This is a genomic window from Aquimarina rubra (assembly GCF_042684305.1).
In the GTDB taxonomy this organism is placed as follows: domain Bacteria; phylum Bacteroidota; class Bacteroidia; order Flavobacteriales; family Flavobacteriaceae; genus Aquimarina; species Aquimarina rubra.
This window is the reverse complement of record NZ_JBHULE010000019.1, coordinates 457431-482437: the sequence shown is the minus strand read 5'-3', so window position 1 is coordinate 482437 and position 25007 is coordinate 457431. Positions and strand designations below refer to the sequence as shown.

General features: G+C 34.5%; 25 protein-coding genes and 1 tRNA gene. 10 read left to right on the top strand and 16 right to left on the bottom strand.

From position 1 onward, the window contains the following. The first annotated feature begins 3 nt into the window (after nucleotides 1-3). The 5 genes from ACFSR1_RS10785 (at nucleotide 4) to ACFSR1_RS10765 (ending at nucleotide 5382) form a co-directional block, all read left to right on the top strand. Nucleotides 4-603, top strand: coding sequence for a hypothetical protein (locus ACFSR1_RS10785; protein WP_378292341.1), 600 nt, complete (start codon nucleotides 4-6; stop codon nucleotides 601-603). Next, complete coding sequence (locus ACFSR1_RS10780; protein WP_378292340.1) at nucleotides 600-986, top strand: hypothetical protein; 387 nt, start codon at nucleotides 600-602, stop codon at nucleotides 984-986. The genes ACFSR1_RS10785 and ACFSR1_RS10780 overlap by 4 nt, the downstream gene beginning before the upstream one ends. 29 nt (nucleotides 987-1015) lie before the next feature. After that, on the top strand, nucleotides 1016-1561 hold the full coding sequence (locus tag ACFSR1_RS10775; RefSeq protein ID WP_378292338.1) for a hypothetical protein: 546 nt from the start codon (nucleotides 1016-1018) through the stop codon (nucleotides 1559-1561). 181 nt (nucleotides 1562-1742) lie between these two features. Further along, nucleotides 1743-3497 (top strand): tetratricopeptide repeat protein, encoded by a 1755-nt coding sequence (locus ACFSR1_RS10770; RefSeq protein WP_378292336.1) that lies wholly within the window; start codon nucleotides 1743-1745, stop codon nucleotides 3495-3497. 211 nt (nucleotides 3498-3708) lie between these two features. Continuing rightward, nucleotides 3709-5382: an alpha/beta fold hydrolase gene (locus ACFSR1_RS10765; protein ID WP_378292335.1), complete on the top strand. Its 1674-nt coding sequence runs from the start codon at nucleotides 3709-3711 to the stop codon at nucleotides 5380-5382. Between the two features lie 80 nt (nucleotides 5383-5462). Here the strand turns inward: ACFSR1_RS10765 and ACFSR1_RS10760 are convergent. The 3 genes from ACFSR1_RS10760 to ACFSR1_RS10750 all read right to left on the bottom strand — a co-directional run bounded on the left by ACFSR1_RS10760 (nucleotide 5463) and on the right by ACFSR1_RS10750 (nucleotide 6841). Further along, a tRNA-Leu gene (locus ACFSR1_RS10760) sits at nucleotides 5463-5544 on the bottom strand. A 107-nt stretch (nucleotides 5545-5651) separates the two neighbouring features. Further along, nucleotides 5652-6149, bottom strand: a complete 498-nt coding sequence (locus tag ACFSR1_RS10755) for a hypothetical protein (protein WP_378292333.1) — start codon at nucleotides 6147-6149, stop codon at nucleotides 5652-5654. Then, the gene (locus ACFSR1_RS10750) at nucleotides 6149-6841 is read right to left on the bottom strand and encodes an aspartyl/asparaginyl beta-hydroxylase domain-containing protein (RefSeq protein WP_378292331.1); all 693 of its coding nucleotides are present in this window, start codon (nucleotides 6839-6841) and stop codon (nucleotides 6149-6151) included. The genes ACFSR1_RS10755 and ACFSR1_RS10750 overlap by 1 nt, the downstream gene beginning before the upstream one ends. 76 nt (nucleotides 6842-6917) lie before the next feature. Here ACFSR1_RS10750 and ACFSR1_RS10745 point away from each other — a divergent pair, with 76 nt between their 5' ends. From ACFSR1_RS10745 to ACFSR1_RS10730, 4 genes are all read left to right on the top strand, one after another. Continuing rightward, nucleotides 6918-8312, top strand: coding sequence for a dipeptidase (locus ACFSR1_RS10745; RefSeq protein ID WP_378292329.1), 1395 nt, complete (start codon nucleotides 6918-6920; stop codon nucleotides 8310-8312). Nucleotides 8313-8534: 222 nt separating this feature from the next. Then, nucleotides 8535-8906, top strand: a complete 372-nt coding sequence (locus ACFSR1_RS10740) for a BlaI/MecI/CopY family transcriptional regulator (RefSeq protein ID WP_378292327.1) — start codon at nucleotides 8535-8537, stop codon at nucleotides 8904-8906. Beyond that, nucleotides 8903-11005, top strand: a complete 2103-nt coding sequence (locus ACFSR1_RS10735) for a M56 family metallopeptidase (RefSeq protein ID WP_378292325.1) — start codon at nucleotides 8903-8905, stop codon at nucleotides 11003-11005. Before ACFSR1_RS10740 ends, ACFSR1_RS10735 begins: the two co-directional genes overlap by 4 nt. 128 nt (nucleotides 11006-11133) lie before the next feature. Then, nucleotides 11134-12234, top strand: coding sequence for a DUF4407 domain-containing protein (locus tag ACFSR1_RS10730; protein WP_378292323.1), 1101 nt, complete (start codon nucleotides 11134-11136; stop codon nucleotides 12232-12234). A gap of 63 nt (nucleotides 12235-12297) precedes the next feature. Here the strand turns inward: ACFSR1_RS10730 and ACFSR1_RS10725 are convergent, their stop codons facing one another. The 5 genes from ACFSR1_RS10725 to ACFSR1_RS10705 form a co-directional block, all read right to left on the bottom strand. Further along, nucleotides 12298-13542 carry an NAD(P)/FAD-dependent oxidoreductase gene (locus ACFSR1_RS10725; RefSeq protein ID WP_378292322.1) on the bottom strand — a complete coding sequence of 415 codons (1245 nt, stop codon included), beginning with the start codon at nucleotides 13540-13542 and terminating at the stop codon, nucleotides 12298-12300. A gap of 101 nt (nucleotides 13543-13643) precedes the next feature. Beyond that, nucleotides 13644-13934: a four helix bundle protein gene (locus ACFSR1_RS10720; protein ID WP_378292320.1), complete on the bottom strand. Its 291-nt coding sequence runs from the start codon at nucleotides 13932-13934 to the stop codon at nucleotides 13644-13646. 45 nt (nucleotides 13935-13979) lie between these two features. After that, complete coding sequence (locus ACFSR1_RS10715; protein WP_378292318.1) at nucleotides 13980-14990, bottom strand: 4-hydroxyproline epimerase; 1011 nt, start codon at nucleotides 14988-14990, stop codon at nucleotides 13980-13982. A 2-nt stretch (nucleotides 14991-14992) separates the two neighbouring features. Continuing rightward, on the bottom strand, nucleotides 14993-16576 hold the full coding sequence (locus ACFSR1_RS10710; protein WP_378292316.1) for an aldehyde dehydrogenase (NADP(+)): 1584 nt from the start codon (nucleotides 16574-16576) through the stop codon (nucleotides 14993-14995). Between the two features lie 72 nt (nucleotides 16577-16648). Continuing rightward, nucleotides 16649-17572, bottom strand: a complete 924-nt coding sequence (locus ACFSR1_RS10705; protein WP_378292314.1) for a dihydrodipicolinate synthase family protein — start codon at nucleotides 17570-17572, stop codon at nucleotides 16649-16651. Between the two features lie 138 nt (nucleotides 17573-17710). Here ACFSR1_RS10705 and ACFSR1_RS10700 point away from each other — a divergent pair, with 138 nt between their 5' ends. Then, nucleotides 17711-18571, top strand: coding sequence for an AraC family transcriptional regulator (locus tag ACFSR1_RS10700; RefSeq protein ID WP_378292312.1), 861 nt, complete (start codon nucleotides 17711-17713; stop codon nucleotides 18569-18571). Here the strand turns inward: ACFSR1_RS10700 and ACFSR1_RS10695 are convergent. The 8 genes from ACFSR1_RS10695 to hemW all read right to left on the bottom strand — a co-directional run bounded on the left by ACFSR1_RS10695 (nucleotide 18548) and on the right by hemW (nucleotide 24924). Next, nucleotides 18548-20317, bottom strand: coding sequence for a MutS-related protein (locus tag ACFSR1_RS10695; protein ID WP_378292310.1), 1770 nt, complete (start codon nucleotides 20315-20317; stop codon nucleotides 18548-18550). The genes ACFSR1_RS10700 and ACFSR1_RS10695 overlap by 24 nt on opposite strands. A 141-nt stretch (nucleotides 20318-20458) precedes the next feature. Further along, nucleotides 20459-20815 carry an MmcQ/YjbR family DNA-binding protein gene (locus tag ACFSR1_RS10690; RefSeq protein WP_378292308.1) on the bottom strand — a complete coding sequence of 119 codons (357 nt, stop codon included), beginning with the start codon at nucleotides 20813-20815 and terminating at the stop codon, nucleotides 20459-20461. A gap of 11 nt (nucleotides 20816-20826) precedes the next feature. Further along, complete coding sequence (locus ACFSR1_RS10685) at nucleotides 20827-21237, bottom strand: GNAT family N-acetyltransferase (RefSeq protein WP_378292306.1); 411 nt, start codon at nucleotides 21235-21237, stop codon at nucleotides 20827-20829. Between the two features lie 5 nt (nucleotides 21238-21242). Continuing rightward, entirely contained in the window at nucleotides 21243-21857 is a 615-nt protein-coding gene (locus tag ACFSR1_RS10680) for a DUF4230 domain-containing protein (protein WP_378292304.1), read from the bottom strand. 1 nt (nucleotide 21858) lies between these two features. Beyond that, nucleotides 21859-22215: a DUF4260 domain-containing protein gene (locus tag ACFSR1_RS10675; protein ID WP_378292302.1), complete on the bottom strand. Its 357-nt coding sequence runs from the start codon at nucleotides 22213-22215 to the stop codon at nucleotides 21859-21861. Next, complete coding sequence (locus ACFSR1_RS10670; protein ID WP_378292300.1) at nucleotides 22215-22964, bottom strand: cyclase family protein; 750 nt, start codon at nucleotides 22962-22964, stop codon at nucleotides 22215-22217. The genes ACFSR1_RS10675 and ACFSR1_RS10670 overlap by 1 nt, the downstream gene beginning before the upstream one ends. Before the next feature lie 7 nt (nucleotides 22965-22971). Then, nucleotides 22972-23760 carry a class I SAM-dependent methyltransferase gene (locus ACFSR1_RS10665; protein ID WP_378292298.1) on the bottom strand — a complete coding sequence of 263 codons (789 nt, stop codon included), beginning with the start codon at nucleotides 23758-23760 and terminating at the stop codon, nucleotides 22972-22974. Between the two features lie 27 nt (nucleotides 23761-23787). Then, entirely contained in the window at nucleotides 23788-24924 is a 1137-nt protein-coding gene (gene hemW / locus ACFSR1_RS10660; RefSeq protein WP_378292296.1) for a radical SAM family heme chaperone HemW, read from the bottom strand. Between the last annotated feature and the right edge of the window lie 83 nt (nucleotides 24925-25007).

The following is a 25007-nucleotide window of genomic DNA, read 5'->3' as shown; positions in this document are numbered from 1 at the left end:
ATAATGTTAGTAGCAAAACTAAAAGAAGTCTGGAAAGAAATTACACTATTAAGTACTTGGATTGCTTCAGTAGCGGGTGCTTTTATCATCCCATTACCATCTTGGCATGCATCAGATGATAATACCACTTTCTTAATGAAATTCGGCGTATTCATTGCCACTGCAGTGGCTGGTTTTCTGATCTTATATTCATTAAAAAATAAAATAATTTCAGTGTGGATGCGGCTATCGGTCTATTTTATCGTGATTTTAATAGGAACCTATGCGGCATATCACTTTTCGCGAGAAGCCAATACATTACCCTATCTGGAAAAAGATATTGTCATCGGAGATGAATTTATTGATACCAACCCGTTTGAAGCGTTCGAAGCTACTCACGGATTTTTACCTGCGCGAAATGAACAAATGATGATCTTATTAGGAGATCCGGAAAAAGCCTGGACCAAAGAAAGCATTATGAACAACAGAGTACAATTGATGGTATTACTATTTTTATGCTACCTGTTTTCTGCAGGATTTATCATTTCCTTTTGTAATCTGATGATTTTATATAAAGAAAAGTATACCATAAAAGTGGAGGAAAAAAATTACGAGATACCATGAAAACCATAAATATCAGTACCATACTTCAGATAGTAGCAGTAATCTTTCTGATCATTATTGGCTATATGACTTTTAATAGCAGCGAGAACTGGAAAGTGGTGACTTCAGAATTAGAGAAAGCCAACCAGGAGCTTCGAGTATCTAAAGATACGCTGGCAGTCACTAAAGGTCTTTTAGAGAATTCGAGAATAGAATTTAAAAAAATGAAAGCACAGAAAGACTTATTGATACATCAAAGGGATTCATTGCTGTTTGCTTTCAAAAGAAAAAATGCAAAAGATTGGGATGAGTTACAAAACATTAAAGATTCCATACAGGTAAATAATAACCAATTAGCGAAAGATAGGGTATTGTTAGAAGGCCTTTTTGGAGGAAATCAATAGATAAAGCTTACGCAATAAACAGTTATATTATGAATAAAATAATCACACTAGTCTTCATTTTGTTAATGCCTAAACTTTTTGGTCAGGAGGTAGATTCGATTCAGGTAATCAAAATTCCTCTATCCTATGCCGATCATACCGGAGAACCATTTATGGTAAAAAAGGATAGTCTGTATATGTTTCAGACTGCTGATGTTTTTTTAGTAAATAAAAAATCATTTTTAGCTATTAAAAATGTATACCAAAGTACAATAGACCAGGATCGGATGACCAAGGAGTTGGTAGAGAAGTATACACAAACATTACGCAGAAATATGGATTTAGAGCGTAGACTAAGCTTCAATTTTACCAAAAGTGACAGCTTGGATCTGTTGGTGTATCAAAAAACACAAACGACATTAAACCATACACAAAAAGCACTAGATTATACGATCAATAGTTTAGACAAAGCAACCAATAGTCTGGAACTTGTAGAGAAGGCAACTAAAAGACAAAGAAGAAAGACTGTTTTCGAAAAAATACTAATTGGGGTGGCTGGCGTAGGCGCTGGAGTATTATTGGGTATTTCATTATAAATTGGAAGATAGAAAGACGATACGTAAATACGTTTTTATTAAATTATAAAGGGAATTATTAACAACTTTTCAAAACCTGTAGATTCTTACAGGTTTTAACAATATGTACAGGTATGATTAAAAAAATGATAAGTAGTTTTGTTTGCATTCTAAACAATTTATTCCTGTAACCCTGATAATAATGAGTTTTTTTGAGGTTTCGTTATATTCATATAAATACTATTTAGTTGGTAAAAAGTTAAGTATCTCCATCGCTATAGGAGTCTTGTCTTGTATGAATATTTCATTTGCCACTCAGAAAACCCAAAAGATTGATAGCTTAAGAAACAAGGTTCAAAATTATACTTTGGAAGACACTATAAAAGTGAATCTTCTTAACGATATCGGCTATGAATATTGGATAGTAGATGCTAATGAATCTATAAATTTTGGCTCACAAGCACTACAGTTATCAGAAAAACTGTCCTTTCCAAAAGGAATAGCAAGAGCTAATCGTGTTGTAGGAGTGGCCTATTGGGCTCAGGGTAACCTCACACAAGCTTTACTGTTTTTAAACAACTCTTTTAAAGCTTATCAGCATATACAGGATAAAAAAGGGATGGCTAATACTACACTCAATATAGGAATGGTGTATTCGGATCTCAAAGAATATAAGAAAGCTCAACAATATTATGAAGAGGCAATTAATGAATTTACAGCATTAGGTTTGAAGGGTAGAATAGCGACTACCTTTACCAAAATAGGAACGATGTTGGTAGAGCAGCGTAAATATGAAGAAGCTTTAAAATATTTAACCGATGCATTAAAAATGCATACAGATGCTAATTTTACCTATGGTATTGCAGAAGCTCATAATAAACTGGGAATTCTATATTTATATAAAGATGAAATAGAACAAGCCTATTATCATATTAAACGATCCAAAGAATTAGGTAGCAAAGTAAGTGATATCGATGGGTTAACGAATAATCTGATTATTCATGGCAAAATTCTAAGACTATCCGGTAAATTGGATGAGGCTGTAAAAGAGATTAGTAAGGGACTAAAACTAGCAAAAGGAAATAACCTAAAGAAATATGAACTGTTTGCTTATGAAGAATTAAAAGAACTAAAAAAACAGCAATCCAAACCCGAAGAAGCGTATTATTTTTATGATAAATATATAGTGCTTAGAGATTCTCTTTTCAATTTAGAAAAATCTAAACAAATCGCTTATATAGAATTCGCAAATGAACTTGAAAAAAAGGATAAAGAACTGGTGTTATTTAAAGCACAAGAGGAAAAAGATGATATTATTCAGCTTATTTTGGTGCTTAGTGTGATTATCATATCCATTAGTGGTTGTTTTATTTATATCATCTCTAGACAACAAGCTAAAAAAAGTAGTCAGTTAGCGATAAAAACAAATGAGCTGTTAGAATCAGCTCATGCCTTAACCCAAAAAGAGCTTGAAAATTCAGAATTAAAACAGAAGGAATTAAAACAGCAACTGGAATTTAAAAATAAAGAACTAAGTTCTTATACGCTTAATTTCATTAAGAAAAATGAAATAGTTCAAAATATTCAACAAACTATACAACAAATCAAAAAATCTCCTTCTATAGAAAAAGCAAAATTGATTGCTGATTTAAATAAAATAGTTCGAAAAAATCTAAGTATCGATAAAGACTGGGAGGATTTTCAACGGTTTTTTGAAGATGCACATCAAGGTTTTTATACCAAACTGAAATCGAAATATCCGGATCTAAGTACGAACGATCTAAAAATTTGCTCCCTTATCCGATTGAATCTTAATGTAAAAGAAATGGCCGGTATTTTAGGGATTTCTCCCGATAGTGCCAGAACAGCCAGATATCGCCTTCGGAAAAAGTTAAAACTAGCACCCGAACAGGAAATTTTCTCCTATTTGGTTCAGTTAGAACAAGAAAATACGTAGATATGGGTAATTTTAGAAAGATCAAGAATTAACATATTTAAATTATTGATTATCAATAATTTAAAAATATTGTGTCTACATGTTGTACACCCTTTTTTAACAGTTTTAATAGCCTCGTATACACTTTGTAAGCCCAATTTTTGTGTACTAAGCATTGTCATTTTTTAGTTTTACGGAAGTAAGATTTATTAACCTTCTTAAAACCTTAGAAATGAAAAAACCAAAGACAGCATATGCAAAGAGTGGAGATGTAAATATAGCCTATCAGGTATTCGGTTCCGGCCCGGTAGATTTGGTATACATTCCAGGATGGGTTTCTAATATAGATCTAATGTGGTCTTGTCCAGAATTGGTTAATTTTTTTGAAGAATTAGGAAAATTTGCCAGAGTGATTCTTTTTGATAAACGAGGAACAGGGTTATCGGATAGAGTGGTGGAATTTGCAACACTTGAGGAGCGTATGGAAGATATCACAGCGGTAATGGATGCTGCAGGATCAGAAAAAGCGATTCTATTTGGACATTCTGAAGGTGGTAGCGTTTCTGCATTATTTAGTGCAACCTATCCGGATCGGGTCATTTCGTTAATTGCTTTTGGGATTTTTGCGAAACGAAGATACTCAGAAGAGTATCCATGGGCACCCACAGATCAAGAGCGTCAGCAGATTTATGATCTGATAGAGAATGACTGGGGCAGCGGAGCTATGAAGTTGGAGTCTTTAGCGCCGTCCAAAGCAAAAGATAAAGTGTTTATGGACTGGTTGGCGAATTATTTTAGGTCTGGAGCAAGTCCCAGAGCAGCCATGGTGTTGACCAAAATGAACACCCAAGTGGATATTATCGACATTCTAGGATCGATAAAAGTGCCGACATTATTATTGCAAAGAGTTGGTGATATTGATGTTAAAATCGAAGAAGGAAGGTTTATTGCAGATCGTATTCCTGATTCGAAATTAATAGAGTTAGAAGGTAATGATCATTTATTCTGGGCTGGGGATACTCAAAAAGTGTTGGCGGAAATAAAGTCGTTTGTTGACTCCATAAAAATTGCTTCTCAACCTGTTTATGAAAGAAAGCTGTATACTTTTATGGTAGGTCATTTAAAAGCAGCTGAAGCCTATCAATACTCTGTTCAGAATTTAGTTAAGAAGTTAGCAAATAAGTATAAAGGTAATTTAGTTATTGATACTAAAAAGTCGTTTACAATTACTTTTGAAGGTCCGAGTAAGGCAATGTACTGCAGTACAGAACTTGTAGAGGCTGTTCAAAGCTTTAATGCTCAGGTTTCGATCGGAATCGATATCAAAGAGTGTTCTGTGGTAGATTGTATTTGTGAGGAAACAGAAGATTTTGAGAAGCTGATAGCCAGCCAATCAAATCCAAATCAAATTATACTTACACAAACAGTAAAAAACCTATTAATCGGTGTCGATATTGATTTTACGCCAAACAAATCAGTATATAAAACAGAATTAGGAACTTCTATGCTTTTGTATACTGCTGCTAAAAAAGCAACATCAGAAATAATAACAATTACTAAAGATATACCCCAAATAAAAAATCCTATTGAAGATTCCTTTTTACAAATGGTGATTCAAAACATAAACAATCATTTAAGTAATGATTATTATGGAGTAACTATACTTTGTAGAGAGATAGGGGTAAGTGAGCGACAACTACAGCGGAAACTGAAAGCAATTACCAACAAATCTCCGAATCAATTGATTTCATCGATTCGCTTACATAAAGCCAAAGAACTACTCATGAGCAAAGAGAGTACCGTGGCAGAAATTGCTTTTCAAACAGGGTTTTCCAGTCCTTCCTATTTTTCAAAATGTTTCAAGAAAGAATTCGCAGTAAGCCCTTCAGATTTAGTATATGAATAAGGATTTTTGTAATTAGTTACGAGCTAACAAAGTTTGGGAAACAAAAAAGCTTCTCAATTAAGAGAAGCTTTTTTGTTCGGTGCGGGCGGGGAGACTCGAACTCCCACACCTCGCGGCACTAGATCCTAAGTCTAGCGTGTCTACCAATTCCACCACGCCCGCATTAAAACCTTTACAAAACTTAGGACTATTTGCAAAAGCGAGTGCAAATATACATAATCTGTGTAAAACTCAAAGAACTTAGATTATTTTTTTACAAAAAAAATGAATTACTCCCGAAGCCATTTTTTCATATGAGGAAAACTAGACTCTTCTGTATCTAAATAGGTGAGTCCCATCCATTGTAATAAGGGTAGCCCTATATAAACCTGATTACGATATTGATTAAGAATCCAATCACTTTCTCCTTTATATCCATCCGGATGAAAAACTATTTCAGCGGCTAAACCCATTTCCAAAATGGCGGCATAGGACCATAGCATAGCGGCTAATTCTTCTCCCTCTTTCGTTGTATTATTTTCAGTCACATTGTTATTCAGATGTATTCTTTCTTCGGGTATTGAAACGGCAATATGTCCGGCTTCGTGAAGAATGTCTCCTGGATGTGTAAGCTTATTCGCATCAACTAATATTGTACCCTTTTCAATTTTTATGCCAGGCAAAAAAGTCTCAGTAGGTATTTCAGAAAACTGAATAGGAATTGGCAAAGACTCAAGAAATTGAAAAATTTTCTTTACAATATCTTCTTTTTTTACACCTTCTCTCATTATGATCTTGATCTTAATGAGAGAAGTATTTCTTTAGAAGCTTGCGTATTCATACGTTCTAATTCCTCAATCATCCTTAACGTAGTATTTTGATCATATTCCACAGGTTGTTTTTCGAATTCAAAATCATAACCGATTGTTGAAAATAATTGGTCAGACCATTCATTGCGGATACAATCCATAATCAAATGAATGCGATCTTCAGCTCCATTATTTTCCACTTTATGTGGTAAATTAAAATTTCCATACCAACATTCTCCCTCCTTCATTGAGACTTCTTCATGATTGATATAGAAATGGACATCTACGTTTGTCATAATAGGAATATGTATCCTAAAGGTCCCATCTTCATACCCCAAATTATGATCGGTATGTTCTTTTATTTTGCTATTTGGCGAAAGGTTTAGTAAACGAATGGATTCCTTTTCACATCGAAAAGAATCAATAATTTCTTTGAAGTATGGGCAAGCATCTAATAAAGGAGTATTCTGAAACTTTTCTGAACCCGAAGCATGTGCGTAGATCTGATTAGGATCACCATTAAGTGATCTAAGCGCAATAGATTTCCATTCACCTATATAATTTGATGTATTGTAATGAGGGCTGAATGTATGCGATGTACATACTTCTAAATCTTCCAAAAGAAGCTTTTCAGAGAATACAAAAGGAAGTTTAAGAAATGCATTTTTCATAAGATGTTAAGCTTGGTTCTAAAGGGATTAAATTACTGCATTTTTACTACTTTTAGACAAAATTAACTCAATCCAAATGCAAAATACTAAATCTTACGTTCAGGAACATAAAGATCGTTTTATTAACGAACTTGTTGAACTACTCAAAATACCATCTATTAGTGCAGACTCAGCATATGAAAAAGATGTCATCAAAACAGCTGATGAAGTCAAAAAAAGTCTGGAGAATGCGGGTTGTGACATTGTAGAAATATGTGAAACTCCCGGATATCCCATTGTGTATGGAGAAAAAATCATAAATCCTGATCTACCTACGGTTTTAGTGTATGGTCATTATGATGTACAACCACCAGATCCAATTGACCTTTGGGATAGTCCTCCTTTTGAACCTGTTATCAAAAAAACAGAACTACATCCTGAAGGTGCAATTTTTGCTAGAGGTTCCTGTGATGATAAAGGTCAAATGTATATGCATGTCAAGGCGATGGAATTCATGACCAAAACAGATCAGCTTCCTTGTAATGTGAAATTTATGATCGAAGGAGAAGAAGAAGTAGGAAGCAATAGTCTAAGTTGGTTTGTAGAAAGAAATCAAGAGAAATTATCCAATGATGTGATCCTAATTAGCGATACGGGGATGATCGCTAAGGATGTTCCGTCTATCACTACAGGATTAAGAGGATTAAGCTATGTAGAAGTTGAGGTTACCGGTCCAAATAGAGATTTGCATAGTGGGTTGTATGGAGGAGCCGTGGCTAATCCAATTAATATCCTGACTAAAATGATAGCCTCATTGCACGATGAGAATAACCATATTACGATTCCTGGTTTTTATGATAAAGTAGAAGAGCTTTCTAAAGAAGAGCGTGCTGAAATGGCAAAAGCACCATTTTCTCTAGAAGCGTATAAAAAGTCATTAGATATTAAAGCGGTATACGGAGAAGAAGGGTATACAACTAATGAACGTAATTCTATTCGTCCTACACTGGATGTGAATGGCATTTGGGGCGGATATACCGGAGAAGGAGCTAAAACTGTGATTGCGAGTAAGGCGTATGCTAAAATTTCGATGCGTTTAGTGCCTAATCAGGATTGGAAAGAAATCACTGAGCTGTTCAAAAATCATTTCGAAAGTATTGCACCTGCAGCAGTAACGGTAAAAGTTACACCGCACCACGGTGGACAAGGATATGTAACACCGATAGATAATATAGGATACAAAGCTGCGAGTATGGCTTATCAGGATACTTTTGGTAAGACTCCGATTCCACAACGAAGTGGAGGAAGTATCCCTATAGTTTCTTTGTTTGAAAAAGAACTGAAAAGTAAAACCATTCTCATGGGATTTGGACTAGATAGCGATGCGATTCATTCACCTAATGAGCATTTTGGTGTTTGGAACTATTTAAAAGGTATTGAAACGATTCCGTTATTTTATAAGTATTTCACGGAGCTGAATAAGAAAAATTAGGGCGTTACCCTGATTCTGATCAGGGTCGGGCTTTCACTACTCGCTCTTTTAATGATTTATTAAAATCAATAAAAGGAGCTCAAACAAGCCATTCAATCCCTAACGTAAATAGTAAAATACCTGTTAGGTTTTTAATACCTCACAGGTATTTTTTTATCAAAGTATTTGGAAATATAATTTTTTATTCTACATTTGTAGAGTTAATTCTAATAATGTAGAGTAATGCAATTATCCAAAGCCGAAGAACAATTAATGAAATACCTCTGGAAACTAGAGAAAGCCTTTATGAAAGATTTACTAGATACTTTTCCGGAGCCCAAGCCTGCAACCACTACAGTGGCTACTTTACTTAAGAGAATGACCGACAAAGGATTCATCGATTATACGTTGTACGGAAAATCCAGAGAGTATTATCCTTTAGTAAAAAAGACCGATTATTTCTCTAAACATGTAAACGGTTTGATAAAGAATTTTTTTAATGATTCTGCATCGCAGTTTGCATCTTTTTTTACTTCAGAAACGAACTTATCAACTTCAGAATTAGAAGAACTTAAAAAGATTGTAGATCAGGAACTTTTAAAGAAACAAAAATGATAGCATATATAATTAAATCATCACTTTGTTTACTGCTCTTATGGGCATTCTACAAGTTGTTTTTAGAAAAAGAAAATATTCATTTTGTAAAAAGGTTTTATCTTCTTTTTAGCCTGGTATTCGCATTCAGTATCCCGCTAATTACGCTTACATATGAGATTGAGGTTATTGCCGAACCAGAAGTGGTATCAGAAATAACCGCTCCTTTACTTATAGAACCTGAAATGATAATTACAGAAGATTCTATTAATTATCTGCCCATTACTTTATGGAGTATTTATGGCATTGGAATGCTGATTTTTGGTTTCCGATTTATGCGAAATATCACGGATATTTCTAACAAGATCAGAACCAATGAAAGACTAAAAGAACCATCACATATCAATGTATTGTTAAGTAGTTCAACAATTCCACATACATTTCTGAGTTACATTTTTGTCCCTAAAAAGGAATTTCAGAATAAAAATATCCCCGAAGAAGTATTGCTTCATGAAAAAACACATGTAGTACAAAAACATACATTAGATATACTGTTTGTAGAGGTTTTGCAAGTAATCTTTTGGTTTAATCCTTTATTTATTTTTATAAAAAGATCTATAAAACTAAACCACGAGTTTCTTGCGGACCAGAGCGTATTGAAGCAACGATTTTCAATACAAAATTACTTTGAGTTACTCCTTAATTACCCCAGCAGCTCTAATCAAGCTGTATTATCGAGTCCTATTAATTATTCATTAACAAAAAAACGATTACAGATGATGACAAAAGAGTTTTCTAAAAAAAGAGCGATGTTAAAGCTAGTCACTTTAGCACCTGTTTTATCACTATGCGTATTATTTTTTAATAACGAAATAGTGGCTAAAGAAGTAGAGCGACCAATGGAAGAAGTTATGTTTCCTGATGTTGAAGAATTGAATACGCTCGAAAAATCTTCAATTATTGTTTTAAAAGATAAAGAAGAGAGCAGTTCCCTAAATCAAAAACAAAATAGTGTTCAGGAAGGAGTGACTGAGGAAATGGTAAAAGAATATAATGTCTGGGCAAAAGATGTACACACTAAAATCAAAGGAAATAAACCGATTACCATTAGCGAGAGCGAGATTTATCGTATGATAAATATTTACAGGAACATGACTACTGAGCAGCGTAAAGGATCAGAGAAGTTCCCTGATATTCCACCGCCACCTCCTGCACCAGAGGCACCAAAAGTAAAGAAAGGAGAAAAAAGTGATATTCCACCGCCTCCACCGCCACCAGAAGCACCAAAAGTAAAGAAGGGAGAAAAAAGTGATATTCCACCGCCTCCACCGCCACCAGAGGCACCAAAAGTAAAGAAAGGAGAAAAAAGTAATATTCCACCGCCTCCACCACCTTCTAAAGCTCCTAAGGTGAAAAAAGGAGAGAAGAGTAATATTCCACCACCACCAGCACCCACAGAAAAAAATGTAATTGAGGGGCAATCTAAAAAGACCGTAAAGATTAAGACCGATGATGGTTATGCAGAAATTCTTTTATCAGAAAAAGAGGATTTGACAGAAGAAGAAAAGACAGAGCTAAAAGGACGAGTTCAAAATGAACTAGCAAGAGAACGTGCAGAAATTGAAAGAGAAAGAGCCAGTCTCCAAAGAGAAGAAGCGATGCTTTTGGCTGAAGAAGCCAGAATGAAGCAGGAAATTGCTGCAGGTAATGCAATGCTTATTGCTGAAGAACGTAGAAAAGTAGCTGAAAAGGCAAGAGTTATGGCTCTAGAAGCATCTCAGGAAGCGAGATTAAGAGCTAAAAAAGAAATGAAAAAAGCTGAAATGCAAGCTCACAAGGCCGAAAAAGAAATGCGTAAATCCGAAATGGAGGCAAGAAAAAGTGCAAGAGAAGCAGAAATGAAAGCCAGAAAAGCAGAACGAGAGGCAATGAGATTGGCCAGGGATCATACTCCTGAAAAGTTAATAGAAAGCATGGCTAAAAAAGATGCTGATTTTTATTACAATGGGAAACAAATTTCTGCTAAAGAAGCACTTAAACTAGTAGAGGACTCTAATAACAACCTTTCGATAGATGCATCAACAAAAAATGGTAAATCAAAAGTGAAACTTAAAGACTGATCGTAAGCTTTTGTTATTATAAAATGCATAAATTACCTAAAACCTCACCTCGGTGGGGTTTTTTGCGCAACATTTAGTTAGAAATCAGCGTTATAGGTCTATTGTCGATCAAAAAACACCCTTAGATTATGTTAAAACGATTTTTTATTATGTGCTCCGGCGCAGACGCCGATATACTGGCAGATAGTTCTAATGGAGAACAAAATAAGTATGCCGGTATTGGTGCAACCGTATTTTTTACAGCACTTATGGCATTTTTGGCAGCCAGCTATGCACTTTATACTGTATTTGATAATTATTTTACTGCTATATTCTTTGGATTAGTATGGGGTTTGTTGATCTTTAATCTGGATCGATTTATAGTTTCCACCATTAAGAAAAAGGATAACGTTTTAGATGAATTGTTACAAGCTTCTCCCAGGATTATTTTAGCGGTGATTATAGCCGTTGTTATTTCAAAGCCGTTAGAATTAAAGATTTTTGAAAAAGAAATTGATCAAGTGCTACTGGAACAAAAAAATGATTTAACATTAGCAAATCAAGAGCAAATAGCGACCCAATATACTCCAATTGTAGAAGGAATTGATACTAAAATAGCTGGGCTAAAACAAGAGGTGAGTGCTAAGGAAACAGAAGTAAATGAGCTGTATGAGACTTACATTGCAGAGGCAGAAGGTCGAAAAGGTACCGAGCTTGTGGGTAAGGGTCCTGTTTATAAAGAGAAAAGAGAAAAGCACGATGCAATGCTGGCTGAATTGGTGGAGCTGAAGAAAACAAATGCTGAAAAAATCACAGGTTTAGAGGTACAAAAAACTGAACTGGCATCAGCCTATGATAAACAAGTAGAAGCTTCTCAACCAATCATTGATAATTTTGACGGATTAATGGCGCGAGTAAACGCCCTTAATGAATTACCGTGGTTGCCTTCATTTTTTATCTTTTTATTGTTTTTAGCTATTGAAACTTCCCCGATTTTCGCAAAGCTACTTTCGCCAAAAGGAGAATACGATTTTAAAATCGAAGATGTAGAGGGTGAAGTAAAAACATGGACGGCACAGAAAGCTGATCAACGCAAAATACTGTTAGCAACAGATCATACCGTGAATGATCGAGTATATGGCGATATCGCAGAAGAAGATGAATTATATCAATACAAAAAGAAAATCGCAAGAGAGTTAATGCAAAAACAACAGGATACTTTTTATAAGAGACAAACTGGGATTTTGTAATGTACAATAAAAAGATCCGACAGGTTTCCAAAACCTATCAGGTCTATACTAAATAGAGGTTTTTTAAAATTTCCGATCTGGATGATAAACGCTTAAATCCAATGATGGTTTTTTATGTGAAATCAGTTCCGAAACTAATTTACCGGTAGCTGGTCCCATACTCCAACCCATCATTGCATGTCCAGTGGCGATGGTTAGATTTTTACATTTACCAGATTTACCTATGTACGCCATACCATCTGGGGAGACAGGTCTTAAACCACAAGCAGCATTAATCTTTTCGTCATCAGTAAGAACAATATCTGGATAGTATGTATGAGCAGCATTGGCAATAGCTTCGACTCTTACTCTGTTAATATCATGATTGATTCCGGCGATTTCCATGGTTCCTGCAAAACGAGTAAATCCTTGCATGGGAGTAACTGCCACTTTAGCTTCTGCTAGAATAGTAGGCATTGTAATTCCTAAATCTCTTTTTACGTTTATTCGATATCCTTTTCCTGCTTCAAGCAATAATTTAATTCCAAGTTTCTTACTCAATAATTTGGACCAAGAACCAGCAGCTAAAATAAATTCATCTGCGTTATAAGTATTAGAAGAACTAGTTACCGAAACTATTTTATTATTACTTACATCAATATCAGTAATCTTTTCATTTTTCCGAAAGGTAACACCAGAAACTTCCAGATAAGCTTTCATTTCTTCCATAAATAGATGTGGAGTAGTGTGTCCATCACATTCATACAATACAGCACCTTTAGCATGTAGTTGTATGTTAGGTTCTAGTTGTTTTAATTCTGAAAAAGAAAGATTTTTAACCGGTAAACCTTCTTGTTGCGCAATTTCTCCTACATGAATTTCCTCTGCTAACATTTTGTCTGTTTGACAAAGAATTAACAATCCTTTTCGTTCTAAATGAAAGTTAAAATCTTCCTGTTCCTTAATATCAGAATATAGATCTCTACTTAACAGGTTTATATCTTTAATGGCAGAAATACTGCGAGCTACATTTTCTGAAGAACAGGATTTGTTGAAGGCCCAAGACCATTGTAAAAAATGAGAATTTAAACGAGGTTTTATAAATAAGGGACTACTTTGATTGAACATCCATTTTAATCCTTTTTTCATAACTCCGGGAGCTGCCAAAGGAATAATATGACTTGGAGTCAGATATCCGGCATTGACATAAGAAGCACCATAATCCATAGAGGATTGATCTATTACCGTTACCTTATGACCTTCTTTATGCAAGTAGTATGCAGAACAAAGTCCTATGATTCCTCCACCGATGATAACACAATTTTTCAATGTTTTAATGTATAAATGATAAAATGAATTAATTAAAGATCGTATTTTTTCTGGCTTTAGAAACTACTTTTAGAATTTCCTCTGCTTCGTTTAAAAGTGGGTCAATTATTTTTTTCAGAAGCTAATCCTGAATCTTTTAAAACTTCTAACCAAAATACAGTTTCATCTGCTTCTTCGGTTGTGATAGAGATTTTAGCATAGAATTCTTTTTTAGATCTAGCAATACAAGAAGCCCTATAATTAGCAGCAGTTGATGTTGCACTTTTTATAATTTGATAACCAATGACTTTTGTAGCTTCTGATTTTTTTAGATTATTATACATTAGAATAATATCTACGGATAATTTTTTGGTTCGTTTTTTAAATTTTTCAATGAACTGTTGTTTTTCCATTTTTATTAAATCATTTTCACATTAATTCATTAGTTCCTTAATTATCTAAATCACCTGAAATCCATGTGCATAGGGATCATCTTGATCATCAATAATGATGGTGTTGTATCCATATATTTTTGCCCATCCTTGTATACTAGGAATAATAGCTTTTTGATTAACAAGCTCAGTCTCTTCTTCAATTCTTCCAATAAATTTAGAACCAATAAAACTTTCATGTATGAATTCTTCTCCTTTTTTTAATTTTCCTTTAGCGTATAATTGTGCCATTCTCGCTGAGGTTCCTGTACCACAAGGAGAACGATCTATAGCTTTGTCTCCATAAAAAACCGCATTTCTTCCGGATGAACTAGGATCGATTGGATCTCCTGTCCAGAGGATATGACTAACATCTCTAATAGTATCGTTTTCAGGATGAATAAAATAATCGGGATACTTTTCATTAATTCGATCTCGAATAACTTGAGAATATTGGATCAATTTAGAAGCAGTGAAATCCTGTATTCCGCTAAAGTTTTTCTGAGAATCTATAATTGCATAATAATTGCCACCATAAGCCACATCAAAAGTGATTTCACCTATTTCCGGACAGTCAATGGTGAGGTTTTCTTTAGCTAAATAAGACTTCACGTTTTTTAGTTTTACCCAATCTACTTTCTTTCCGGATTGTTGATATTCGATTTCAACTAATCCTGCAGGAGCTTCCATTCGTATTTTTCCGGGAACTTTAGGTTCGATTAACCCTTCCTCAATTACAATAGTAATGGTCCCGATAGTTCCGTGGCCACACATAGGCAAACAACCGGATGTTTCTATAAAAAGAATAGCAAAATCATTTACTGGATCGTGTGGTTCAAATAAAAAGCTACCGCTCATCATATCATGACCACGAGGTTCAAACATCAGTCCCGTTCTTATCCAATCGTACTCCTTTAAGAAATGCTGTCGTTTTTCACTCATAGAATTACCTTTGAGATCCGGATGTCCTGTGGTAACTACCCTCACCGGATTTCCGCAGGTATGAGCATCGATGCATTTATAGGTTGTTCTGGACATAATTAGATGGTGTCGTGAGTTTGTTTACCGTTTACTAAACGAGATATTCCTAAGGGGTTTTCATTTTTAAGTTCATCGGGTAATAAGTCATTTGGCCAACTTTGATAACTGAATGGTCTTACCCAGCGTTTTATAGAATGAATCCCAACTGCTGTAAACCTACTATCTGTTGATGCCGGATATGGACCTCCATGAAGCATTGCAGGACAGACTTCTACACCGGTAGGAACACCGTTAAAAATAATTCTTCCCACACGGTTTTGGAGCGCTTCAATTACAGAGATATATGTAGTAGCTTCTTCTTTTTCGGCTAGTATTGTTCCTGTTAGCTGACCTTCCAGATTGTTGATAATAGTTTCTAATTCACGTGCGTCTGCGCATTGCACTACCATAGAAAAAGGACCAAATACTTCCTGATGTAAAGTAGTGTTTTCTAAAAAAGTTTTTCCTTCTACCGTGGTTACTGTTTGTCTTGCATGATTAGTCGCTACATCATTTTGATAATCCGCGGTAACGGTCAATCCGCTTTGCTGTAATGCATTGGATTTATTTTTTTCATAATTACCAATGATAGTAGGATGTAACATACAAGATGGTTCAATTTTTATAATCTCATCAGAAAGGATATTGATAAAATTATCAAGTGAATCACCTTTTATTCCTAAAATGAGTCCTGGGTTTGTACAAAATTGACCAGTTCCGAGTGTGATGGATTGGGCATATGTCTTAGCGAGCGCTTCACCTTTGGATGCTGTTGCCTTTGGAAGCAGAATTACAGGATTAACACTTCCCATTTCTGCAAAGACAGGAATAGGTTCTGGTCGCTGAGAAGCTAAATCAAAAAGAGCTCTACCTCCTTGTATACTTCCGGTAAACCCGACTGCTTTTACTTTGGGATGTCTTACCAATTGAACACCAACTTCTATTCCTGAACTGTTTAGGTTAGAAAACACGCCGTTTGGCATTCCGGTTTTTTTGGCGGCTTTGATAATAGCAGATGCAACTAATTCTCCGGTGCCGGCGTGCATGGGATGTGATTTTACAATCACAGGACACCCAGCGGCTAGTGCAGCAGCGGTATCTCCACCAGCTGTAGAATAGGCTAAAGGAAAATTACTAGCTCCAAAAACAACAATGGGACCTAACGGAACCATCATTTTTCGAATATCTTGTTTCGGGATTGGTTTTCTATCTAGATCAGCTGTGTCGATAGTAGCTTCTACCCAAGAACCGACGGCAACTAATTCTGCAAACATTCTTAATTGTCCAATGGTTCTACCTCGTTCTCCTTTTGCTCTGCCTTCTGGTAAGCCAGTCTCAGACATATAAGTTTCTATAAGGGTTTGATCCAATGCCAAAATTTCATCAGCAATAGTATTCAGAAACTCAGCTTTTTTACTGCCAGAGACTTTCTTGAAGGATTCGAAAGCCTCTGAAGCCAGAGATACGGTTTTTTCTATTTCTTCAGAAGAGGCTTCATAAAAAGTATTTTTATTTTCAATATTTAGCTTAGGATTAAAGGTTGTATATTTTTTGGTTCCTTCGGCTGAAAGTTCATTTCCTATATAGTTTTTACCAGTGATCATGAATGAGGAATTAATGAGTTATTGTATGAAAATTGAATCCACACTGCGGATTTTAATTCTTTATGAGTTGCTCTAATAGTCAACTAATGATTTGTAATCTGGTAAAGAAGGTCTTGTTTTTAGTCCATTTTCTATAATTTCCAATACCTTTTTACGCTCTTCTCCTATTAAAGGGAGTCTGGGAGCACGCACATTTTCAGTGCCTATTCCTGTGGCTACTTCTGCCAGTTTAATATTTTGTACTAATTTAGGGTTTATATCTAATTCCAACAATGGTAAAAACCAACGATAGATAGCTATTGCTTCTTTGATTCTTCCTGCTTTTTGTAATTCGTAAATCGCAACTGTTTCTTCCGGAAAAGCACAGACCAATCCTGCAACCCATCCGTCTGCACCCATCAATAAACTTTCTAACGCCAAGGTGTCAACTCCGCAGAGTATCTTTAAACGATCTCCAAATCGGTTTTTTATACGCGTTACATTAGAAATATCTCTGGTAGATTCCTTTACTGCCTGAATGTTATCCAGTTTAATTAGCTCTTCAAACATATCCAAAGTCACTTCAATTTTATAGTCCACAGGATTATTGTAGATCATAATAGGTAAATCAGTGTTTTTTGCGACTTCTTTAAAATATGTAACTGTTTCTCTATCTCCGGCTTTGTAACGCATAGGAGGGAGCATCATTAATCCGTGAGCACCATCTTCTTCGGCTTTATGAGCTGCTTCAATAGCCCCTTTGGTACTTTGCTCAGCAATATTAATAATAACCGGTACTCTATTTTTTACTAGGTCTGCAGTAGTTGTAACCAGTATACTCTTTTCTTCATTACTTAAAGTACTGGCTTCTCCCAAAGTACCTCCCAAAATAATACCGTCTACTCCAGCATTTATCTGAGCATTAATATTTGTAGTAAACATTTCCAGATCCAAGGTGTCCTCATCTGTAAATTTCGTGGTAACGGCTGGCATAACGCCTTTCCAATCTATTGTCATTCGTTTTAATTTTGATTCAAATATATTGTCAATTTAAATGTGAGGGTATCTATAAATTATCCTATAGTAATACTATATTACCTCTTGTTGTATTAATTAAGCTAATTATGATTAATATTGAAGTATATATAGCTATAAATGAAAGCCTTGCCCTTTAAAATACCAAAGTCTTCAACAGATACCCTAATCGTCCAAGAAGATAAGGAAATTGTCTTATATGATAAATTTCATCAGCATGAAGAAATACAGATATCCATTATTATATCTGGAGAAGGTAGTTTAATTGTTGGTGATACCATTACTGATTATAAGCCAGACGATATTTTGGTTTTTGGAAGTAATGTGCCTCATGTTTTACAAAGTGCAGCTTCTGATGAAGAATCTTATATGATTTCTCTCTTTTTTACCAAAGAATCATTTGGCAACATGTTTTTTGAACTTCCGGAGTTTGAAGATTTTTCAAACTTTTTCAAAAGCTCTGCATATGGAATGAAGGTACTTTCAAAAAAACAAAAATTGAAAAGGCAATTTCTTAAAATTATCAATAAAGAAGAAAGACTAGATCGGTTTACTGTTTTTCTCAAGATATTAAAACTACTAAAAACAGCTAAAATAGAAACAATATCTTCATTTATCTCCAAAAGAGCATATACGGATAATGAGGGGAAACGCATGGCGATAGTGTTTCAGGCGGTGATGAATGAGTTTAACCGCGATTTTTCTTTAAAAGAAGTTGCAGACTTGGCTAATATGACACCCAATGCTTTTTGCCGATATTTTAAACAACGAACAAACAAAACATTTTTCCAGTTTTTAATTGAAGTTAGGATTGAAAATGTTTGTAGGTTATTATCCAAGGAAACCGAAATTACGATATCAGAAGCTTCCTATAATAGTGGCTTTAAAAATTTATCCAATTTTAATAGAAAATTTAAAGAAATAAAAGGGATCACTCCCTCTAACTACAAAAAGAGACTACACGATTCCCATTTTGTTTAATAGGAAGGAGGCATTCATATTTTGACAAACACCATCTTTAAATTTATAATCAAAATATAGTTCATCATCCACAATCTGTGCGTCAAAGAATCTATTTTTTACTTGATCTAATTCTGAAGCAATTTCGCATAAACTCAAATCATGAGTAGCGATAATTCCGGTTGCATTTGCTTTGACCAATTTTTCAACAAATTTGCGTGATCCTGCAGCCTTATCTTTACTGTTTGTACCTTTTAATATCTCATCCAGAATGATAAAATATTCATCGTTTTCCAATGCATCTACAATTCTTTTTAGTTGGGTTAATTCTGAAAAGAAGTACGAAGCATCATCACTTAGGGAATCTGAGGTTCTCATACTGGTAATCAATTTAATAGGTCGATACGCGCAAGATTTTGCACAAATTGGGAGACCTATATTGGACATCACAATTTGTAATGCTACGGTTCTTAGAAACGTACTTTTACCAGCCATATTAGCACCGGTGATAATAAAAAACTCTTCGTTGGCAATAGAGATATCGTTATCTACTCTTTTCTTTGCGTTAAGCATAGGATGTCCTAAATCCTGAGCATTAAGAATTGTACCTTTTGCGGTTAATTCGGGATAGATATAATCAGGATTGTTAAAAGCAAAATTTCCTAATGAGTTATAAGAGTCAAAAAAAGCAATAACTTCAAACCATTGATCTACTTTATCGTGATGAGTAGCGATCCATTTTTCAATACGATAACACTGAATGATATCCCAAAGAAATAGACCATTAGCTAAAACCCCAAACATCATATTGTTTCGTTGATCCAAAGCATTGAGGATTCCTGCAAACTGTTTCAGTATTACCGATGCCTTTTCTTTTTCATTGATTACATCTTGTTGTTTTTCTTGAAGTAAAGTAGATTCGAAATTACTTTTCTCAATCTGATCTACCAATTTGTAATATTGTTCGAACGTATCCTTTACTTTATTAGATTTACTATATAAGGTGTTGATTTTTTTAAGTTGAGATCCGGTAATTCCTAAACCGATAAAGAACCATAGTAAAAAGACTTGGAACGTAATAACTTCCATAAATAATAACACAATCATCAGTACTGAAATTCCAGATACTATTGCAGGAAGTATGCGCATTATTTTAGGAACAAAGGGAGTGTAATTCTGTAGCCATTGTCGGATAGTAGATACTGAAATAGATACATCAACCAGAGAGGCAACTGCACTGAATTCCTGACGCCATTCAGATAATTTAGATAAATTTTTTATAGCTTCTTGTTTTCGCTGTATATGTTCAATATCATTACTTATTAATAAAGTGGCTAGTTTGTTTTTTCCGGCTGCAGTTGTCGTTCGATTGGTATATTGAAAGAAAGATCGGTCTCCAAATAAATCGATATCGTGACTATATGGATGTGAAGGATCGATATACTTTTTTCCTGTGGATAGTTTGCTGTAATCACCTTCAAAAACATCAAGCTCTAACTGGTTAAGATTGATCAGTTTCTGAAGCTTATTTTTTATATAAGATAGATCTGTGTGACGATTTATGATAATAATAAACCCGGTTATACCTATTACAATACTTCCTATAATGATTTGAGTATTTGGATACCCTAAATAGATGCCCACTACGATACTTAAAAACAGAAATAGTCGGATTGTACTGGATAGGGCAAGTTGTTTTTTTACCTTTTTTAAAGATAAATTATGAGCGTCAATTTGTGATCTATAAAATTGTTGTGGGTTGTTCATATTATATATTCGAAAAGAGAATGCAAAAATATATCTTTATGTCATCTGGAGCGGAGTCGGGGGATAGTTGTTTGGAGTTGTCAAAAACTTTCGCCCTTACTAAATATGACCATATTTTTTCTTCTATTCTTTTATTCTGATTTATAAATTGTCTAATTCTTGTTTTGCTTTTTTTGTTAAACCACTTGCTACTAAATCATAGGAGTGATCGATCAATTCATATAACATATCAGTAGCTAAACTGCCCGAAAAGTTAACAGTATTCCAATGTTTTTTACTCATGTGATATCCAGGCTCGATTTCTGGATGGAATTCTCTAAGCTCAATAGATTTGTCAGGATCACATTTTAGATTTACACTAAAGGGAAGTCTATTCAGTCCGGTTAATACGAACATCTTTCCCATCACTTTAAAAACTAAGGTAGTTTCATCAAATGGAAATTCTTCGGTTACTCCTTTTTTTGATAAACAATACTCTCTAAACGCTTCTATGTTCATGTATGATATTATTACCTATTGATTTTACCCTTACCCATAATCATATTTGGATCAGGTAACGCATCAAATCCAAATTGTTTATATAATCCATGAGCATCAGCTGTGGCTAGCATCCAGCGGTGAACTTTTTGTAACTCGGGATGTTGTAAAATTGTTTTCATCAATTTTTTTGAGTACCCTTTTCCTCTGTAATTCTCCGCAATAAAAACATCCATTATATAACCAAATACGGTATAATCCGTAAGGACTCTGGCAAAACCAATCTGTTGCTCATCTAAATAAACGCCAAAACTAAGGCAATGTTCTATACTTGTTCTTACTTCTTCTTTTGTTCTTCCTTTTGCCCAGTATGAGTTGGTCAAAAATTGATGAATAAAGTCGATATCTAACTTTGAATTTTCTGTAGAAATAATAATGCTCATCGGTCTTAATTTATAAGCTTTTGGTCAGGATCATTGTCTAATTCCAGTGAAGAATAATCTAAAGTCCAACCAATAGATTCTGCAACAGTTTCCATCAGAGAAATCACTGTAAGTAATTCTTTGCCGGCTGATTCTATCAACCCACTTTCCGGTATTTTATCAATAATGAATTGTTTAGCTTCTTGATTAATATCGGTGAGATCATTAGAAGTCATTGGATTAAGCCAACCTTCTTTTTTATCATAGTACTTAAAGTCGGTTTCTATGGTTAGTAGTTTTGGCTTTGGAAATTGAGTTAACACTATTCTTTTGTTTTTAGTGTCACTATCTAACTTTATTTTGGAAAGATCAAAACCTACATGTGCTTTAGCGTCTATGAGAATTAGGGCTTTTTTCTTCCCCCTTATTGTTTTGAAGAATTTTTCTTTTACACTTTCATAATGATAGATTTCTGCAAAATCACCTTCTACCGTAACCAGCTTACAAACACTTCTAATTTTTTCCATTAGAATAGTGGATTGTGTTTGTATACCAGCTCTTTTTTTTGCGGCATTAAATCTGGCAAAAATGAAATATGCCAAAACAGAACCTATCAATAATCCAACAAATAACAACTCCATATTAATTCTTTTTACCTATCTCACCAAGGTGTGTAAATTTAAAACCTTTTTCATATTTCAAACCATAACCCAAAATTCTATCAAAGGCAGCATGCGAAAATAGGATAATTCCGCATAGTTGTATATGCTCATTTGATAAATATATCCCAACACAGTACAAGAAAATAGCTAAACCTTTATGATGAAAAATGTTGTAGGTAAGCGCACCAATTTTCTTATTCACAAGATATCCTAACATTCCTATATCCGGCACCAAAAATAACGCCAGGAATAACCACCAGGGAAAAGACAATAGGCTGAATAGATAAATTCCTAGGACCAGCATAGCAAGTTCTTCTAGTTGCAAGGTAGTCTTCATTATGATTTTAGTATTTTGTATAATATTGGTTTGCTTGGCGAAGCATCATTCTCGAATGGAGCAATCTGAAGATTTAAGATGTAATTACCATCTGGCATTTCATTTTTTACAAAAATCATTTCGGTGATAGTTGCTTCAATTCGTGGAGCTTCTGGATAGTTCCAAAAAGCTTTATGAGCTACTAGTTTACCATCGTCTTTTTCTTTATCCACTGATGGCAAATCAATCAATAGGTGATCAATTCCTATTTCGCGAATATATAGTGCAGCCTCTTTAGATATGTACGGCCAATTGGTATGAGAATATTGTTTATTACGTTTTTTTTCGGTATTAGGAAGCGTTCGGATAATGATAGCTTGTGGATTAGATTGTAAAGCTGTCTTTATTAGATTTTTGGTAATCACAAAATCATCTCCTTGTTTTTCCGGGTTTATGGTTACAAGTTCAGCGGTAAAAAAGAATTGTTTTAATGTTTTATTAATGCTGTAGAACTCTTTGGTAATATGCCCGACACATTCGGTATGTGTTCCGTGTCCGTGTGGATTAAAGTAGATATTATTAAAGTTTGTAGAAGCACCTTCAGAAACTTTTCCTATCCAATCTCCATCCGTAACGGGTTCAATTTTTGGAGCCGGAATATACCAGGCATTCACATTTTCATCGGTTGCTCTTAGTGGGATTGATATATCAAGAGGCTGAGATAGATCAACTTTATATGTAACGTTTTTATAATGTATACTAGTAATCATTAAATTCTTAATCTACAGTTTTGACTACAAGAAACAGATAATCTCCATCTGTATTTTCATAGTTTTTTATAACATTTTTTATTTTACCTGAATCTATATCTTTTTCTAAAGCATTTAGACCATTTTCTACTTCTGAAGCATTAGAAAGGGATGAGAAAGATGATATTCCATGCCTTACTTCAGCTCTAAAATATAGTTTTGGATTGTGTTTTCCTGAATATAGAAAAAGATCTTCTATATCGGGTTTAATAAAGTACTTTTCTGTCTTCTCTATAACCAACCCATTTTTATGTAAGCTCTTTTTGACAGCATCTAACGAAGGCATTTGATTCATTGAATCTTCTAACATTTTTGGAAAGTAATGGCATAACCAATATCCTTTCATTTGTTTTGGAGTAGCGGTGAAAATCACAATATTCCCTGCTGGTTTTAAAACTTTACGAAGTGATTCAAAACCTTGATCCAGACTATCCCAATGATGAAGCGTCAAACTTGCTACTATTCCATCGATACTATTTTCTGAAAGCTCTAAAGTTTCAGCCTTTCCAATTTTCCAAAGTACATTATTGCTTGGGATTTTAGCTTTTTCTAGCATCTCTGAAGAAGGATCAATACCTATAAAACGATATCCTTTTTTGTCAAATTGTTTTGTGTAATTGCCTGTACCGCATCCAATATCTAAATATGTTCTGTCGGTTGAAGGATTAAGAAGTGTATGTAATCTATTAAAAAGATAAGGATCTGCTTTACGAGTGGTATTATAATTGGTTCCTATGACATCATATTTTTCTTGCATGATCCTGATTTTGGTTTAGGAAATAGCTTACCCTAAATTTAACAAGAAAAGATCACTTGCGATACCATCACTTAAAAACTTTCCTTTTTTGGTAACTACTACTATATCTCCATCAAGAAATAAAAGATGCTCATCAAGGTGTTTCTGAGCTTGTTTTAATAAGTATTCTTTATAAGTAAGTCCAAAATCATCTTCTATTTTTTGTAAAGAAACTCCCCAAATAGTTCTTAATCCGGTCATTACATACTCATTGTATTTATCTGTAGTTGTTAGCGTTTCAATCTCTCTTGGGAGTTTATTTTCCTGAAGTGCTTTGATGTACTTTATATTGTTATTAATGTTCCAGCTGCGTTCTTTTCCGTTATAGGAATGTGCAGAAGGACCAATACCTAAATAATGTTTGCCTTGCCAATAGGCCGTGTTATTTTTGCTAAAATATCCGGGTTTTCCAAAATTAGAAAACTCGTAATATTCGAATCCGGCATGTTCCATGGTTTCTACAAGAATGTCGAAATGTTCCTGAGCCAGTTCATCCTCTACCGGTGAGATAATTCCTTTTTCGATGAAAGACGATAATGCAGTATTTGGTTCTACTGTTAATGCATAGCTGGAGATATGCGGAATCCCAGTATCTAATGCTATTTTTAGATTTTCCTGCCATCGTTTTGAAGACATTCCGGGAATTCCATAAATCAGATCTATTGATATATTATCAAACTCGCGAGTCGCGAGAGACAAACAATCCAAAGCTTCCTGGGCGTTGTGAGCGCGATTCATTAGTTTTAGATCTTCTTCGAAGAAAGATTGAATACCAATACTTAGTCGATTTACTTTTGTGACAGCTATTGATTTTATATATGCTGTGGTAAGATCATCGGGGTTCGCTTCTACCGTGATTTCTACATCATCAGCAACAAGGTAGTTTTCATAAATAGTGTCGATAATAAACTTTAGTGCGGATGTGGATAAGATACTTGGAGTTCCACCACCAAAATATATTGTATTGATTACCTCGTAGTCATCAATTTCAGATCTTCGTAATTTGATTTCGTTACATAATGCAAAAACCATTTGATCCCTATTCTTTGTCGAAGTAGAAAAGTGAAAGTCACAGTAGTGACAGGCCTGCTTGCAAAATGGGATATGTATGTAGATGCCTGACAAATTAGTGCTTAATTAGTTGAGAAAAATCTGGGTTAAACTTTCTTTTTATAACAAACCTACGTTTATAAGCTAAAAATATAGAA